The sequence below is a fragment of the Arthrobacter sp. PsM3 genome (assembly GCF_030433895.1).
GTDB lineage: Bacteria > Actinomycetota > Actinomycetes > Actinomycetales > Micrococcaceae > Arthrobacter.
Genome location: NZ_JARUXE010000028.1, coordinates 19,613 through 33,887, shown reverse-complemented (window position 1 = coordinate 33,887; position 14,275 = coordinate 19,613). Strand labels below are relative to the sequence as shown.

General features: G+C 68.5%; 14 protein-coding genes. 3 read left to right on the top strand and 11 right to left on the bottom strand.

The window, feature by feature from the left end:
• Positions 1–71: 71 nt before the first annotated feature.
• Positions 72–797 carry a septum formation family protein gene (locus QCD75_RS15135; protein WP_301230012.1) on the bottom strand — a complete coding sequence of 242 codons (726 nt, stop codon included), beginning with the start codon at positions 795–797 and terminating at the stop codon, positions 72–74.
• A 480-nt stretch (positions 798–1,277) separates the two neighbouring features.
• Between QCD75_RS15135 and QCD75_RS15130 the strand changes: the two genes are divergently transcribed.
• Positions 1,278–1,511: a DUF3073 domain-containing protein gene (locus tag QCD75_RS15130; RefSeq protein WP_024364970.1), complete on the top strand. Its 234-nt coding sequence runs from the start codon at positions 1,278–1,280 to the stop codon at positions 1,509–1,511.
• 119 nt (positions 1,512–1,630) lie between these two features.
• Positions 1,631–2,413, top strand: a complete 783-nt coding sequence (locus QCD75_RS15125) for a VOC family protein (protein WP_301230010.1) — start codon at positions 1,631–1,633, stop codon at positions 2,411–2,413.
• An 81-nt stretch (positions 2,414–2,494) separates the two neighbouring features.
• On the opposite strand, the gene purM is transcribed toward QCD75_RS15125, so the two are convergent.
• The 3 genes from purM to QCD75_RS15110 form a co-directional block, all read right to left on the bottom strand.
• The gene (gene purM / locus QCD75_RS15120) at positions 2,495–3,667 is read right to left on the bottom strand and encodes a phosphoribosylformylglycinamidine cyclo-ligase (RefSeq protein WP_301230009.1); all 1,173 of its coding nucleotides are present in this window, start codon (positions 3,665–3,667) and stop codon (positions 2,495–2,497) included.
• On the bottom strand, positions 3,664–5,349 hold the full coding sequence (purF, locus tag QCD75_RS15115) for an amidophosphoribosyltransferase (protein ID WP_301230007.1): 1,686 nt from the start codon (positions 5,347–5,349) through the stop codon (positions 3,664–3,666). The genes purM and purF overlap by 4 nt, the downstream gene beginning before the upstream one ends.
• 65 nt (positions 5,350–5,414) lie before the next feature.
• Positions 5,415–5,759 carry a hypothetical protein gene (locus QCD75_RS15110; RefSeq protein WP_301230005.1) on the bottom strand — a complete coding sequence of 115 codons (345 nt, stop codon included), beginning with the start codon at positions 5,757–5,759 and terminating at the stop codon, positions 5,415–5,417.
• Between the two features lie 102 nt (positions 5,760–5,861).
• On the opposite strand from QCD75_RS15110, the gene QCD75_RS15105 reads away from it, so the two are divergent.
• Positions 5,862–6,710: a class I SAM-dependent methyltransferase gene (locus QCD75_RS15105; RefSeq protein ID WP_301230003.1), complete on the top strand. Its 849-nt coding sequence runs from the start codon at positions 5,862–5,864 to the stop codon at positions 6,708–6,710.
• A gap of 82 nt (positions 6,711–6,792) precedes the next feature.
• Here QCD75_RS15105 and bcp read toward each other — a convergent pair whose 3' ends face one another.
• The 7 genes from bcp to QCD75_RS15070 form a co-directional block, all read right to left on the bottom strand.
• The gene (gene bcp, locus QCD75_RS15100) at positions 6,793–7,272 is read right to left on the bottom strand and encodes a thioredoxin-dependent thiol peroxidase (protein WP_301230001.1); all 480 of its coding nucleotides are present in this window, start codon (positions 7,270–7,272) and stop codon (positions 6,793–6,795) included.
• A gap of 88 nt (positions 7,273–7,360) precedes the next feature.
• Positions 7,361–7,912, bottom strand: coding sequence for a winged helix-turn-helix domain-containing protein (locus QCD75_RS15095; RefSeq protein ID WP_301229999.1), 552 nt, complete (start codon positions 7,910–7,912; stop codon positions 7,361–7,363).
• Between the two features lie 8 nt (positions 7,913–7,920).
• Complete coding sequence (gene allB, locus QCD75_RS15090) at positions 7,921–9,264, bottom strand: allantoinase AllB (protein WP_301229997.1); 1,344 nt, start codon at positions 9,262–9,264, stop codon at positions 7,921–7,923.
• Positions 9,257–10,441 (bottom strand): glycerate kinase, encoded by a 1,185-nt coding sequence (locus QCD75_RS15085; protein WP_301229995.1) that lies wholly within the window; start codon positions 10,439–10,441, stop codon positions 9,257–9,259. The genes allB and QCD75_RS15085 overlap by 8 nt, the downstream gene beginning before the upstream one ends.
• A 3-nt stretch (positions 10,442–10,444) precedes the next feature.
• Positions 10,445–12,235, bottom strand: coding sequence for a glyoxylate carboligase (gene gcl, locus QCD75_RS15080; protein ID WP_301229993.1), 1,791 nt, complete (start codon positions 12,233–12,235; stop codon positions 10,445–10,447).
• A gap of 209 nt (positions 12,236–12,444) precedes the next feature.
• Positions 12,445–13,323, bottom strand: coding sequence for a 2-hydroxy-3-oxopropionate reductase (locus QCD75_RS15075; protein ID WP_301229991.1), 879 nt, complete (start codon positions 13,321–13,323; stop codon positions 12,445–12,447).
• 65 nt (positions 13,324–13,388) lie between these two features.
• A complete protein-coding gene (locus tag QCD75_RS15070; protein WP_301229989.1) occupies positions 13,389–14,189 on the bottom strand; it encodes a hydroxypyruvate isomerase family protein in 801 nt (266 codons plus the stop codon).
• Positions 14,190–14,275 lie beyond the last annotated feature (86 nt).

Below are 14,275 nucleotides of genomic sequence, written 5' to 3'. Positions count from 1 at the left end.
TGCCCTCGCTGCCCGCAGGTTCCGGTGGGGGCCTGCGGCACCGGAGGCCCCCAAGGCCCTGCGGGAAGTCCCTAAGGAATCAGCGATTCCATGATGACGTTCCCGCTGTCCGCGGTGACGTAGCAGTCGACGCGGCGGTCGCCGTTGTCCCAGCTCGTGGAGCTCGGGTAGGCGTTGCGCTGCTTCAGGTCGTAGTTGGTGGCGGCAGCAGCCAGTTGCGCATTGCGGCAGGTCTCGCGGCCCTTGTCCTTCAGCGCGGGCAGGCCGGGATAAGCGTCCGACTGCTGGTAATGGTGGATGGCGATCAGCTGTGCCGAGTGCCCCGCGGTGCAATCCACGATGGTGGACTGCGGCGCCTCCGGATCGAAGTCCTTGAAGCAGTCGCCGAGCTGGAAGTCCAGCGGGCCCACCCCCTCCAGCGGAAGCGGCCCGCGGCTCGCGGGGGCCGCCGGCGTCGTGGCCGCCGCGGGTGAGGCGCCCGCGTCAGGCTGCTTGCTGCCGCCGCCCAGCGACGTCAACCACCAGATCAGCAGCCCCATAACGACGACGGCGGCAACCGCGCCACCGATTCTCGCGGGGCTTTGCCGGCGTACCAGACCAGCCAGCTGCGATGCCTTTTCCGAAGCCGCGCTGCCAGCACCCGCCAGGGCGACGCCGGCGGACCCCAAGGCAACCTGGGCACGCCGGGGACCCTCGGCTCTACGGGCATCCCGGTCACTCCGGCGCTGGCGCGGGCCGGGCTGCCCGGCGTCGGGCCGGCTGACCGGCGGCTCGGACGGGCGGGCGGGCTGCGTCACAGGCTGTGTTGCGCCCTGGGCAGCCGCCGGTACGACCGGCGTCGCGGACGTCGGCGGCGTCGACGGTTTCGGCGGAACGGCAGACGGCTCGAAAGCCGGGACTGCCGGTACAGCCGGGGCGGCAGGGACGGACCGTTCTCCGGGTGCGCCGGCAGCGGAAACCCCGGGCCCGCCGCCGGGCCTTTCGTTCTCTTCGGTCACTGAGAATTCACCACTTCCGTGCATCTTTTTCGCGGCTGGGCGCCCGCCGGAGGGACCCGTTTCCGGAAGTCCACTACGGAACTCTATCTAAGATGCCGGGCGGGCTGCACGCCGCCGGGGGTTGCGGGGTGCGCCACACTGTCCACGGCGGCCGCTGCGGGGAGCAGTTACTGCTGAAAGCATGTAATCTAGGTGTACGACAAATTGACCAAACATTCCGGGGCCTCACTAACGCCAATGGTGACCACCTCCGGTCCGAGTACAAAAGGGGGTCACGCCATGGGGCGCGGCCGTCAAAAGGCAAAAGCTACCAAGCAGGCTCGGGATATTAAGTACTATTCCCCGAACACTGACTACACTGCGCTTCAGCGTGAGCTCAAAAGCTCTGAGGTTCGTGCACCGAGTCGGTTCTCGAATGAGCCTGTAGAGCCGGATTATTCGGCCTATGTGGATAAGTACGCGGACGATGTGGAAGAGGACGACGACGAGGTAGATTCCCGTCGGATAGGTTAGTCGACACTTCTTTCCGGCATGCTCTTCCGTTAGCGGATTGCCGACCACATGATTTCAGGCCCGCCGGCCGCTCCCTCTCGGGGAGCGGACGGCGGGTTTTCTGCTCCGGAAGGGCTGCCATGACCATTCGCACGGGGTACACCGACGGCGAGATCTGCTGGACGGACCTGCAGACCAGTGACGTGGGGGCGGCCAAGGCCTTCTACGCCGCCGTGTTCGGCTGGCGCTACGAGGACCTGCCCACCCCCGACGGGCGCAGCTACGCGCAGGCTTTCCTGGGCGGGGACCTGGTCACCGTGATCGCGCCGCAGAACCCGCAGCAGCAGGCCGCCGGAGCGCCGGGGCAGTGGAACGTGTACTTCGCGTCCTCCGATGCGCGGGAGCTCGCCGACGGACTGGTCCATGCCGGCGGCAGCCTGGAGTTCGGCCCCGAGCCGGTGGGCGGAACCGGGGTGATGGTCTTCTTCGCCCCGTCCGGAGGAGGCACCACCGGCGCGTGGCAGGCCGGGAGCCACTTCGGTGCCGGCCGCAGCGGGGAACCGGGTGCCCTGGCCTGGGCCGAACTGCTGACGCCCGAGCCGCAGTCCGCCGTCGGGTTCTTCCAGCAGTTGTTCGGGCATGACGTCACGGAGTATCCGCAGGACGACGGCGGCAGGTACACCACGCTGATGGTGGACGGCGCGGAGGTGGCCGGGATCGCCGCAGTCCCCGCGGGAGCCGAGGGCACGCTCAAACCGGGGTGGCAGGTGTACTTCGGGGTGTCCAGCGTCGCCGAAGCGGTCGCGGCGGCGGTGGCTGCCGGCGGCAGAGTCCTGATTGAACCGGACGAGGTCGACGAAGCCGGCACCATCGCCACCCTTGAGGATCCGCAGGGCAGCGTGTTCAGCATCCTGGAGGTCTGAGCCCGGGTAGCAGATTGAGCTTAAACAGATCGAGTGCTCCCCAACCGCCGTTTTGGACAGGTGGGGAGCCCTCGATGAGGTTTAGGCGTAGGCGTTGACCAGCCGGACGGCGCCGCCGTCGACGCCCTTGGCGCCCTGGACATAGTCCGGGCCGGTCTTGATGATCGAATCCGAGTTCTGCTCCACGGTGCCCATGACCCAGGCCGGCAGTCCGCGTTCGTTGAGGCGGTTCACCGCGGCGTCGGCAGCCTCGGGCGAGACGATCGCGACCATGCCCACGCCAAGGTTCAGCGTGCGCTCCAGGTCGGCCAGCGGGACGTTGCCCAGTTCGGCGACGAGCCGGAAGATGGCCGGGAGTTGCCAGGTGGCGCGGTCCACGGTGGCCAGCAGGCCCTGCGGCAGGACGCGGGCCAGGTTGGCGGCGAGGCCGCCACCGGTCACGTGGCTGAAGCCGTGCACGGCCTGGCCGGCGGCGGAGCCGCTCACCGGGAAGGTGCGCGCCAGGTCCAGGCAGTCGGCGGCGTAGACGCGGGTCGGTTCCAGGAGTTCCTCGCCCAGCGTGCGGCTGAATTCGGAGACGTGGCGGTCCAGGGCCCAGCCAGCGTGGTTGATGACGCGGCGGACCAAGGAGTAGCCGTTGGAATGCAGGCCCGAGGAGGCCATGCCGATCACCACGTCGCCGGCGCGGACACGGTCCGGGCCCAGCAGGTCGGCGGCTTCGACAACACCGGTGGCGGCACCGGCGACGTCGTACTCATGCTCGCCCAGCAGGCCCGGATGCTCGGCGGTTTCGCCGCCCACCAGGGCTGTGCCGGCGACGGAGCAGGCGGCCGCGATGCCGCGGACGATGTCCGCGATGCGCTCCGGGACGACCTTGCCGCAGGCGATGTAGTCGGTCATGTACAGCGGCTCGGCGCCCACCACCACGATGTCATCGACCACCATGCCGACGAGGTCGAAGCCGATGGTGTCGTGGATGTCCATGGCCTGTGCGATGGCGACCTTGGTGCCGACGCCGTCGGTGGAGGTGGCCAGCAGCGGGCGCTTGTAGGTGAGCAGCCTCGAGACGTCATAGAGGCCGGCGAAGCCGCCGACGCCGCCGATCACCGAGGAGTTGTGGGTGGCCTTGACGGCATCCTTCATGAGTTCGACGGCGCGGTCGCCCGCCTCGACGTCGACGCCGGCGGAGGCGTAGGTGATGCCGACGGTGTTCTGGGCGGCGTTCATGTCAGCGGCCGGGGAGGCGGAAGTCATACGGGCTCTTTCTTGTCGGCAGCAATGGAACGATCAATGCGATCGTCATCGGTGAGCAGTTCTTCGAATTCGGCGTCCGGGCCCGGGTCGCAGCCGGTGGCACCGGCCTTTTCGGCGGGATCCTCGTCGGGGCTGATGGCGGCGGCAGCCTCGGCAGCGGTTTCCGACGCGGCGGCGCCGAGGGCGGCGTCTCCGGCAGCGGCGGGGAGGCCGCCGAGATCGGTGCGTTCGAGCAGGTTCTTGCCCAGCTTGTCAGCGCCAGGCAGCTCGATCGGGTACTGGCCGGTGAAGCAGGCGGTGCACAGGCGTTCGCGCGGCTGCTGGGTGGCGCCGATCATGCCGTCTTCGGAGATGTAGGCCAGCGAGTCGGCGCCGATCGCTTGGGTGATTTCTTCGACGGTGGCGCCGTTGGCAATCAGTTCCGCGCGGGAGGCGAAGTCGATGCCATAGAAACACGGCCACTTCACCGGCGGGGACGAAATCTTGATATGGACGCTGGCGGCGCCGGCTTCGCGGAGCATCCGGACGATCGCGCGCTGCGTGTTGCCGCGGACGATCGAGTCGTCCACCACCACTACCCGCTTGCCGCGGATCACCGATTCGAGGGCGTTGAGCTTGAGCCGGATGCCCAGCTGGCGCAGCGTCTGTGAGGGCTGGATGAAGGTGCGGCCAACGTAGGAGTTCTTCACGAAACCATGCGCAAAGGGGATGCCGGATTCCTCGGCGTAGCCCACAGCCGCGGGGGTGCCCGATTCCGGGACCGGGATGACGATGTCCGCTTCCTGGGTGTTCTCGCGGGCCAGTTGGCGGCCCATCTCCACACGGGACTCGTACACGGAGCGTCCGGCAATGGAGGCGTCCGGGCGGGCGAGGTAGACATATTCGAAGACGCAGCCGGCCGGCGTCGCCTCGGCGAAGCGCTGGGAGCGTACGCCGTCCTCGTCGATCGCGATGAACTCGCCGGGCTCGATTTCGCGGATGAAGCTGGCGCCGACCGTGGCGAGGGCGGACTGCTCGGATGCGACCACCCAGCCGCGCTCCAGCCGGCCCAGGCAGAGCGGGCGGATTCCGTAGGTATCGCGGGCTGCGTAGAGGGTGCCTTCATCCATGAAGACAAAGCAGAAGCCGCCCTTGATCTTGGGCAGCAGCTCCATGGCGGTCTGTTCGAGCGACTTGCCCTCTTCGCCCTCCAGCAGGGCCGTGACGAGGGCGGTGTCCGAGGTGTTCCCTTGCTTCATTTCGCCGCTGAGCTGGCCGCCGTTGCGGCCCTCGATCATGGCCTTGAGCTCGGCGGTGTTGGTGAGGTTGCCGTTGTGGGCCAGGGCGACAGTACCTGTGGCGGTGGCGCCCAGGGTGGGCTGCGCATTGGCCCAATGGCTGGCACCGGTAGTGGAATAGCGGCAGTGGCCGACGGCCAGGTGCCCGGTCAGGGTGTTGAGCGTGGTCTCGTCGAAGACCTGGGAAACGAGGCCCATGTCCTTGTAGACGTTGATCCGCTTGCCGTCACTGGTTGCTATACCAGCCGACTCCTGACCGCGGTGCTGTAGTGCATACAGCCCGTAATAGGTGAGTTTTGCAACCTCTTCGCCGGGAGCCCAGACCCCAAAGACGCCGCAAGCGTCCTGAGGGCCTTTTTCGCCAGGGAGGAGATCATGAGAAAGTTTTCCATCGCCGCGTGCCACTGGTCGATTATCTCACGTTGTGCGCTGGGACTTTCCCGGCGGCCGGTTTATGACCTGTGGCCGGCTCAGGCCCCCGGCTGGTCCCCGGTGCCGGGCACAGAATCGGGTACGGATTCGACGACGGCGCGCTTGGCCCGGCGGACACTGACCCGGTCCAGGACGAGCGCCGCGACGCCGCCGAGGATGACGCCGCCCGCGCCGCACATGATCATGAAAAAGCCGAAAACGGCGCTGGCATCATAGCTTTCATCGCCCGGGAGTCCGTAGGCGAGGAAGGCAGCCACGGCGAAGCCCAGGAGCCCGCCCAGGACCAGGAACGGCACGTACTTCGGCGCCCGGCGCACGGTGATTTCGCGCCGTTCGGGGACGTGCTGCTCGCCTGCGGTGCCGGGGTTTTCGGGGGTAGACATGCCGTTAAGCCTACTGCCCCGGGCAGCCATTGCTCCCGCCGGGGAGGCGGGAGCACACTAGTGGTTGGGGGAGGGTGCGGTCCGGGCGTGAGGAGTCGCACCATGTCAGTCACAGCGGACAGCATCCGTGACCAGCAGCGCATCATCTGGGACCAGTTCGCAGCAGGCTGGCAGAAATGGGATGCGGAACTGCTCGGCTGGCACGGTCCGTTCGGCGACGCCCTTATTGAGGAGGCGCGGCTGCAGCCGGGTGCCTCGGTGCTGGACGTTGCGTCAGGGACGGGCGAGCCCGGGCTCACGGCGGCGGCCCTGGTGCCGGACGGCCAGGTGGTCCTGACTGACATTTCCGCCGGGATGCTCAAGGTGGCCGAGCTCAAGGCGCAGGCCAGGGGCCTTCACAACGTCCGGTTCGAGGTCTGCGATGCCGCCGCGCTGCCGTTGGAAGATGAATCCTTCGACGCTGTGTTTTGCCGCTTCGGATTCATGTTCTTCCCCGCGATGGCGCCGGCGCTCCGGGAGATGGTCCGGACGGCCAGGCCCGGGGCGCGGATAACCGCCGCCGTGTGGGGCCGGGCCGCGGAAAACCCGTGGGCAAGCCTGATCCTGGGCACGCTGGCCCACCACACGGAACTCCCGCCGCCGCCCCCGGGGACACCGGGGTTGTTCCGGTATGCAGCGGCAGGACTGATGACCAGCAGGTTCCGCGAGGCCGGCCTCGTCGACGTCAGCGAACGGAAAGTCAGCACGGACCTGGTGCACGAATCCCCGGATCGCTACTGGGAGTTCATGACCGACATTGCGACCACCGTTGCGATGGGCCTGGCCAGCTCGGACGCGGAATCCCGGGAGCTGATACGTTCCGAGGTCTTCCAGCTGCTCGGCCGCTACGAGCACAACGGCGCCATCCGGCTCCGCTCCTCGGCCACCATCGTGGCAGGGACGCGGGCATAGCCGGTTTCCGCCGCGTTTTCGGACAGGCGCGGCTCGGATCCGGGGTGCGCGCGTCCGAAAGCGCCGCGGAATCGCAAGGCGGCTAGACGCCGAGCTCTTCCTTCAGCGCGGCGACGTGGCCCTGCGCCTTGACCTGGTACTGCGCCAGGGTCACCTTGCCCTCGGGGTCGAGGACCACGGTGGAGCGGACGATCGCTTCGGTGACCTCGCCGTTGACGAGTTTCTCGCCCCAGGCGCCGTAGGCCAGCGCCACGGCATGGTCTTCGTCGGCGAGCAGCGGGAATGTCAGGGCGAAGTCGCCGGTGAACCGGGCCAGTGCCCCGGGGGCGTCGGGGGAGATGCCCAGCACCTCATAGCCGGAACCCTGCAGGGAGGCCAGGCTGTCGCGGAAATCGCAGGCCTCGGTGGTGCAGCCCGGGGTGGCGGCCTTGGGGTAGAAGTACACGATGACGTTTTTGCCGCGGTAATCGGCCAGCGAAACCTTCTGTCCTGCGGCGTCCGGAAGCGTGAATTCCGGGGCAGGGGTTCCGGGCTGGAGCTTGACGGTGGGGTTGGTGCTCATGGGGATCCTTCGGGGTGGGGGGTCTTGGGGGCTGTCGGTGGAGCTCGCTCTGGGGACAAAGAGGGGCTGCTGATGCACAACCCCTGGTTCAGATGCTGTATTCCGCCGGCCCGCGCACTTTGGTATGAAGTCCGGGCACAAACTGGTAGCCGCCGCCACGCACGGTGGTGATGGCGTGCCGCCCGCCGCGCAGCTTGCGCCGCACGCGCCCCACGTAGACGTCGATGGAGCGGGAGGCCGCCGCGGGCGAGTCGAACGATTCAAGGAACAGCCGCAGCTCTTCCCGGCCCACGATGCGGGAGCAATTCTCCACCAGGTACCGCAGCAGCCTGAATTCCACGCCGGTCAGCGGCACCCGCTGCCCGTCCAGTCGCACCTCACCCGCAGCAAGGTCGACGCTCACGAGGCTGGCGGAACCGGCCGGTGGCGCAGCTTCGGGGGTGGGCCAGCTGTGGACTTCGGCCTCCGGGACAAGTCTCAGGGCGCGTTCCAGCAGCAGCCGGGCGGCGCGGGCCAGCTCGGCGTCACCTGTTTCCTGGCCGCCGGGAGTCACCCAAACGGCCAGACCGTGCGCCCTCAGCCGCGGCCCGAAGGTCGGCCCCGGATATATGCCTCTCGGGGAATGGGCTTCGGTTGCCATGGCGGCCGTCAGACTCCGCCGCGGCGGAGCAGCCTTCCGCCGGGGGTCCGGCCGTCGATCTCCTGTCCGCGCAGGAAGGTTCTGCGGACCACGCCGGAGAGTGCCTTGCCGTCGTAGGGGGTGATGGGGTTCTTGTGCTTGAGTTTGGAAACATCGACCACGAAAGCCTCGTCGGGGGCGAAGACGGAGAAGTCGGCGTCGTATCCCAGGGCCAGCTGGCCCTTGGTGTTCAGCCGGGCGAGTTCGGCGGGCTTCCGCGCCATCCAGGACACCACCTGTTCCAGCGGGATGCCGCGGTGCCGGGCCTCCGTCCAGATCAGGGACAGGCCCAGCTGGAGCGAGGAGACCCCGCCCCAGGCCACGGCGAAGTCGCCGTTGTCCAGGTCCTTGAGGTCCAGGGTGGACGGGGAGTGGTCCGAGACGATGCAGTCGATGGTGCCGTCCTGAAGGCCCTGCCAGAGCAGCTCCCGGTTGGAGGCCTCGCGGATGGGCGGGCAGCACTTGTACGCGGTGGCCCCGTTGGGGATTTCCTCGGCCATCAGGGTGAGGTAATGCGGGCAGGTCTCCACGGTGAGGTTGACGCCGTCGCGCTTGGCGCTGGCGATCATGGGCAGCGCGTCCGAGGATGACAGGTGCAGGATGTGGGCGCGGGCACCGGTCCAGCGGGCACGTTCAATCACCTCGGCGATGGCTTTGTTCTCGGCGCCGCGCGGCCGGGACGCCAGGAATTTTGCGTACTGGTCGCCGCCCGGATGCGGGGCCCGGTCGATCGCACGGGAATCCTCGGCATGGACGATCATGAGCGAATCGAAGGACTTGAGTTCGGCCATGTCCTCCTCCATCTCGTCCGCGTCCAGGTGCGGGAACTCGTCCACACCGGAGTGCAGCAGGAAACACTTGAAGCCGAAGACGCCCTCGTCATGCAGCGGCCGGAGGGCCGCCTTGTTGCCGGGAATGGCTCCGCCCCAGAACCCGACGTCAATGAACGCCTGTTCCTCGGCTACCTCGCGTTTGAGTTTGAGGCCTTCCACCGTGGTGGTGGGCGGGATGGAATTGAGCGGCATGTCGATGATGGTGGTCACGCCGCCGGCGGCAGCGGCCCGGGTGGCGGAGGCGAAGCCCTCCCAGTCGGTGCGGCCGGGCTCGTTGACGTGGACGTGGGTGTCCACCAGGCCGGGAAGCAGGGTTTCGTCGTCGGCGAGCTCAATGACTCGCGCGCCGGACAGGCAGTTGCCGAGCGGTTCGAGGGCAACAATCGTGCCGCCGCGCACTCCCACTTCGCGCGGCGCGATCCCGGCCGTGGTGAGGACGCGCTGCCCCCGGATGACGAGGTCAAAGGTTTCTTCAGGCATTCAGGCGCTCCTTGCTCACTGCCGCGGGTTCTCCGGCCGTTGCCGCCAGCTGCAGGCCGATGTTCCGCCCCAGGCGTTCCAGCAGCGCTGCCGCCTGCGCTATACATGTGTCTACATTGCTTTCGAGCTCGGTCAAAGCGTGCACCTCGCGGAAGCCGGATTCGGCGAGCTCCTCCGCGCCCAGCGTGGTGCGTCCGCAGACGGCGATGACCGGGACGCCTGCCCGTGCGGCCGCCCGCGCGACTCCGATCGGCGTCTTGCCCAGCAGGCTTTGCTGATCCAGGCTTCCTTCGCCGGTGATCACCAGGTCCGCGCCTGCCAGGCGCTCTGCCAGGTCAGTGAATTCGAGGACGACGTCGATGCCCGGCCGGCGCGTGGCCGCCAGCGCGGCGATGGCGGCGTAGCCCACCCCGCCGGCTGCCCCGGCGCCGGGGGACTGTGCGGCTTTGACCGCCCGCGGCCCGATTTCCGCCGTAAGCACGTCCACGAAGCGGGCCAGCGCGGCGTCGAGGGCATCCACGTCCGCGGGGCCGGCGCCCTTCTGCGGTCCGAAGATCGCGGCGGCGCCCTCGGGGCCAAGCAGCGGGTTGTCGACGTCGCTGGCCAGCACAAAGCGGGCTTCCTCCAGCCGGGGGTCGAAGCCCGCGAAGTCGATCCGCTCCAGCCGCGACAGCGCCGCGCCGCCGTGGGGAAGTTCGTTGCCCTGGCTGTCGAGGAACCGGGCGCCGAGCCCCTGCAGGACGCCGGCCCCGCCGTCGGTGTTCGCGCTGCCGCCCACACCGAGGATGATCTGCCGGCAGCCTGCATCCAGGGCCGCGCGGATCAGTTCCCCGGTGCCCAGGCTGGTGGCGCCCGTGGCGCTGGCGGAGTCGGGGCCGGCACCGGGCAGGAGCGCGAGCCCGGAGGCGGCCGCCATCTCGATGACCGCCTCCCGGCCGCGGACCGCGAAGTCCGCTGTCACCGGCTGCCCGGTGGGTCCGCTGACGACGGCGCTGCGGCGGGTGAAGCCGGAGCCGACGGCGGCATCCAGGGTCCCCTCGCCGCCGTCGGCCACCGGAATCAGGAGAACATCCAGGTTGGACCCGGTTGCCGCCTGCAGTCCTGCTGCCAGGTGCCGCGCGACGTCCGGCGCGGAGAGCGATCCTTTGAACTTGTCCGGAGCTATGACAATGCGCATTTCTTAGCCCTGCAGGGCCAGGATGGCGGTGGGGGCGTCCCCGCGGGTCTCAGCCAGTGCCTCGAACTCGTTGACGGCGTTGATTTCCACACCCATGGAGATATTGGTGATCTTCTCCAGGATTACTTCCACCACCACGGGAACCCGGAACTCGCCCATCAGGGCCTGGGCCTTGTCGAAGGCGGAGGCCAGGTCGCTGGGGTCCTCCACCCGGATGGCCTTGCAGCCCAGGCCCTCGGCCACCTTGATGTGGTCCACGCCGTAGCCGCTGGCGGTCGCGGAGAGATCCGTGGAGTTGATGTTCTCGAACGCCAGGGACACGTTCTGCTCCATGCTGAAGCCGCGCTGGGACTGGCGGATCAGGCCCAGGTAGGAGTTGTTGACCACCACGTGGATGTAGGGCAGGTTGAACTGCGCGCCGACGGCCAGTTCCTCGATCATGAACTGGAAATCGTAGTCACCGGACAGCGCGACGACGGTCGCCCCCGGCTTGCCGCGCACCACACCCAGGGCGGCCGGGGCTGTCCAGCCCAGCGGACCGGCCTGGCCGGCGTTGATCCACTTGCGCGGCCCGAACACGTGCAGCATCTGGGCGCCGGCGATCTGCGACAGGCCGATCGTGGAGACGTAGGTGGTGTCCTTGCCGAACGCTTTGTTCATCTCCTCGTACACGCGCTGCGGCTTGATCGGGATGTTCTCGAAGTGCGTTTTGCGGTGCAGGGTGGCCTTGCGTTCCGCGCAGTCGGCGGCCCAGCCGGAATAGTCCGGCAGGGTGCCCGCGGCCTGGCGTTCGCGGGCCAGTTCCACGAGGCCCGCCAGGGCGGCCCCGGCGTCGGAGGCGATGCCCAGGTCCGGGGAGAACACGCGGCCGATCTGGGTGGGCTCGATGTCGATGTGCACGAACGTGCGGCCGGCCGTGTAGGTGTCCAGGCCGCCGGTGTGGCGGTTGGCCCAGCGGTTGCCGATGCCGATGACGAAGTCGGACGCCAGCAGGGTCTCATTGCCGTACCGGTGCGAGGTCTGCAGGCCGGCCATGCCCGCCATCAGCGGGTGGTCGTCGGGGATCGCGCCCCAGCCCATCAGGGTGGGAATGACCGGCACGCCCAGCAGCTCGGCCAGCTCCACCAGTTCGGCGGATGCGCCGGCGTTGATGATGCCGCCGCCGGCCACGATCAGCGGGTGCTTCGCCGCGGTCAGCAGGTCCAGCGCCTTTTCCAGCTGCCGGCGGCTGGCGCGCGGCTTCTCGACGGCCAGGGGTTCGTAGGCGTCGATGTCGAACTCGATCTCGGCCAGCTGGACATCGATGGGCAGATCCAGGAGCACCGGGCCCGGGCGGCCGGAGCGCATTAGCTGGAAGGCCTTCTGGAAGGCACCCGGAACCTGGCCCGGTTCCCGGACGGTCATGGCCATCTTGGTGACGGGCTTGGCGATGGACTCGATGTCCACGGCCTGGAAGTCCTCCTTGTGCAGTTTGGCCACCGGGGCCTGGCCGGTGAGGCAGAGCATGGGGACGGAATCGGCCCAGGCCGCGTACAGCCCGGTGATCATGTCGGTGCCGGCAGGCCCGGAGGTGCCGATGCAGATGCCGATGTTCCCGTCCTGGGCCCGGCTGTAGCCGTCCGCCATGTGGCTGGCGCCTTCAACGTGGCGGGCCAGGGTGTGGCGGATGCCGCCGTGGTTCCGCATGGCGGAGTAGAACGGGTTGATGGCCGCCCCTGGCAGGCCGAACGCCTCGGTGGCGCCCTCCTTTTCCAGGATGGCGACGGCAGCGTCAACGGTGCGCATCTTAGGCATGGGGTTCTCCTTGGAAATCTGTTTTTGGGTGTGCGGAAGGAAGGCCCGCGAACGGTCGCGGGGCACTTTGGGGGTGCCGGCGTCGTAAATCACGACGGCGGCCGGCGTGTCCGTGTCGAAGGGCCCCCGGACGGCGGTGGCTGGGATGGTTGGGGCCGGGTCGGGCGGTGTGGCCGGGGTGGACCGGGCGGTTGCCCGGGCCGCGTTGCTTACTGGCGGCCGCTGAGCTGCAGGACCTGCTTGAAGAGCCCGGAGTGGTCCAGCCCGCCGTCGCCCTGGTTGACGCTGGCAGCGACGAGTTGCGCGACGACGGCGCCCAGGGGTATGGCGACGCTGGCTTCGCGGGCGGCCGAGGTGACGATGCCGAGGTCTTTGTGGTGCAGGGACAGGCGGAAGCCGGGGTCGAAGTTGCGGTCCAGCATCTTCTGGCCCTTCTGGTCCAGGACCTTGGAGCCGGCGAGTCCGCCGCCAAGGACCTTGAGGGCCGCGTCCGTGTCGACTCCGTAGGCCTCGAGGAAGGCGATGGCCTCGGCCAGGACCTCGATGTTGACGGCGACGATCAGCTGGTTGGCTGCCTTGACGGTCTGGCCGGAGCCGGACGGGCCCACGTGGACGATGGTCTTGCCCACCGCGGTGAGGACATCCTGGGCGGCCTCGAAATCCGCCGCTTCGCCGCCCACCATGATGGACAGGGCGGCATCGATGGCGCCCTGTTCACCGCCGGAGACCGGGGCATCCAGGGCCCGGAGGCCGGCTGCCCTCGCGTCGCCGGCAAGCCGCTTGGCAACGTCCGGGCGGATGCTGCTGGCATCAACCCACAGGGCGCCACGTTTGGCGGTGGCGAACACCCCGTCGGGGCCGCTGACGACGCCCTCGACGTCGGGGGAGTCCGGCACCATGGTGAGAACGACGTCGGCGTCCTTGACGGCGTCGGCAATGCTGGCCGCGCCGACGCCGCCTGCGGAGACCAGCTTGTCGATCTTGTCCTGGCTGCGGTTAAAGCCGGTGACGTTGTGGCCGGCGTTGACCAGGTTGATGGCCATGGGCAGGCCCATGATTCCGAGTCCGATGACTGCAACGTTGCTCATGATGGTTCCTTCACTGAAGTTTGGCGGTGGCGCGACTGGTTCGCACCGGAGGCGGAGAGGAATGGTCAGCGGGCCGCGCGCTGGCGGATGGCCCAGGCGAAGGCGGTTTCCGCAGGCGCCTTGTATTCGAGGCCGATGTAGCCGTCGTAGCCGAGTTGGCGGCTGCGGGCGATCCACTCGCCGAGGGGCAGCTCACCGGTTCCGGGAGCCCCGCGGCCGGGGTTGTCGGCGATCTGGATGTGGCCGAAGTCTTTGGCGTGCTTTTCGATGACGGCGGCAACGTCGTCGCCGTTGACCGACAGGTGGTAGAAGTCGGCGAGGAGCTTGATGTTCGCCGCACCGGTCTCCTCCTTCACCCGGGAGATGACCTGAACGGCGTCCGCGGCCTTGAGGAGCGGGTAGCGCGGGGCGCCGCTGACCGGTTCGAGCAGTACGTTGCCGCCGATCCGGGCGACCCCCTCGGCCGCGGCGGCGAGGTTCCGGACCGCCAGTTCGTCCTGCGCCTCAGGCGTGTGTCCGTCCTGCCGGTTGCCGTAGAGGGCGTTGAAGGATCTGCAGCCGAGCCGACCGCCGATGCCGGCCACCACGTCGATGTTGTCCTTGAACTCCGAGTTGCGGCCCATCCAGGACACCAGGCCGCGGTCGCCGCCGGGCATGTCGCCCGCGTTGAAGTTGAGGCCGGTGAGCTGGACCCCGGCGTCGGTGATGGCCTGCTCGAAGCGGGTGAGCTCGGCGTCCCCGGGGACCGAGGCCGCGAAGGGCCACCAGAACTCGACGGCGTCGAAGCCGGCGGCTTTCGCCGCGGCGGGCCGCTCGAGGAGGGGCAGCTCGGTCAGCAGGATGGAGCAGTTCACGGTGTACGTCATGGTGGGTTCTTTCCGCTGTGGGTGGGAGCTGGAGCCAGAGTCTATGTCGTCCGGCCTAGTTTCCACTTTATGGAATAAAGATTCTG

Excerpts from the sequence above, each read along its gene's own strand:
- QCD75_RS15130 (WP_024364970.1), top strand. The coding sequence starts at position 1,278 with ATGGGGCGCGGCCGTCAAAAGGCAAAAGCTACCAAGCAGGCTCGGGAT.
- QCD75_RS15125 (WP_301230010.1), top strand. The coding sequence starts at position 1,631 with ATGACCATTCGCACGGGGTACACCGACGGCGAGATCTGCTGGACGGAC.
- purM (WP_301230009.1), bottom strand. The coding sequence starts at position 3,667 with ATGACTTCCGCCTCCCCGGCCGCTGACATGAACGCCGCCCAGAACACC.
- QCD75_RS15110 (WP_301230005.1), bottom strand. The coding sequence starts at position 5,759 with ATGTCTACCCCCGAAAACCCCGGCACCGCAGGCGAGCAGCACGTCCCC.
- QCD75_RS15105 (WP_301230003.1), top strand. The coding sequence starts at position 5,862 with ATGTCAGTCACAGCGGACAGCATCCGTGACCAGCAGCGCATCATCTGG.
- bcp (WP_301230001.1), bottom strand. The coding sequence starts at position 7,272 with ATGAGCACCAACCCCACCGTCAAGCTCCAGCCCGGAACCCCTGCCCCG.
- QCD75_RS15095 (WP_301229999.1), bottom strand. The coding sequence starts at position 7,912 with ATGGCAACCGAAGCCCATTCCCCGAGAGGCATATATCCGGGGCCGACC.
- allB (WP_301229997.1), bottom strand. The coding sequence starts at position 9,264 with ATGCCTGAAGAAACCTTTGACCTCGTCATCCGGGGGCAGCGCGTCCTC.
- QCD75_RS15085 (WP_301229995.1), bottom strand. The coding sequence starts at position 10,441 with ATGCGCATTGTCATAGCTCCGGACAAGTTCAAAGGATCGCTCTCCGCG.
- gcl (WP_301229993.1), bottom strand. The coding sequence starts at position 12,235 with ATGCCTAAGATGCGCACCGTTGACGCTGCCGTCGCCATCCTGGAAAAG.
- QCD75_RS15075 (WP_301229991.1), bottom strand. The coding sequence starts at position 13,323 with ATGAGCAACGTTGCAGTCATCGGACTCGGAATCATGGGCCTGCCCATG.
- QCD75_RS15070 (WP_301229989.1), bottom strand. The coding sequence starts at position 14,189 with ATGACGTACACCGTGAACTGCTCCATCCTGCTGACCGAGCTGCCCCTC.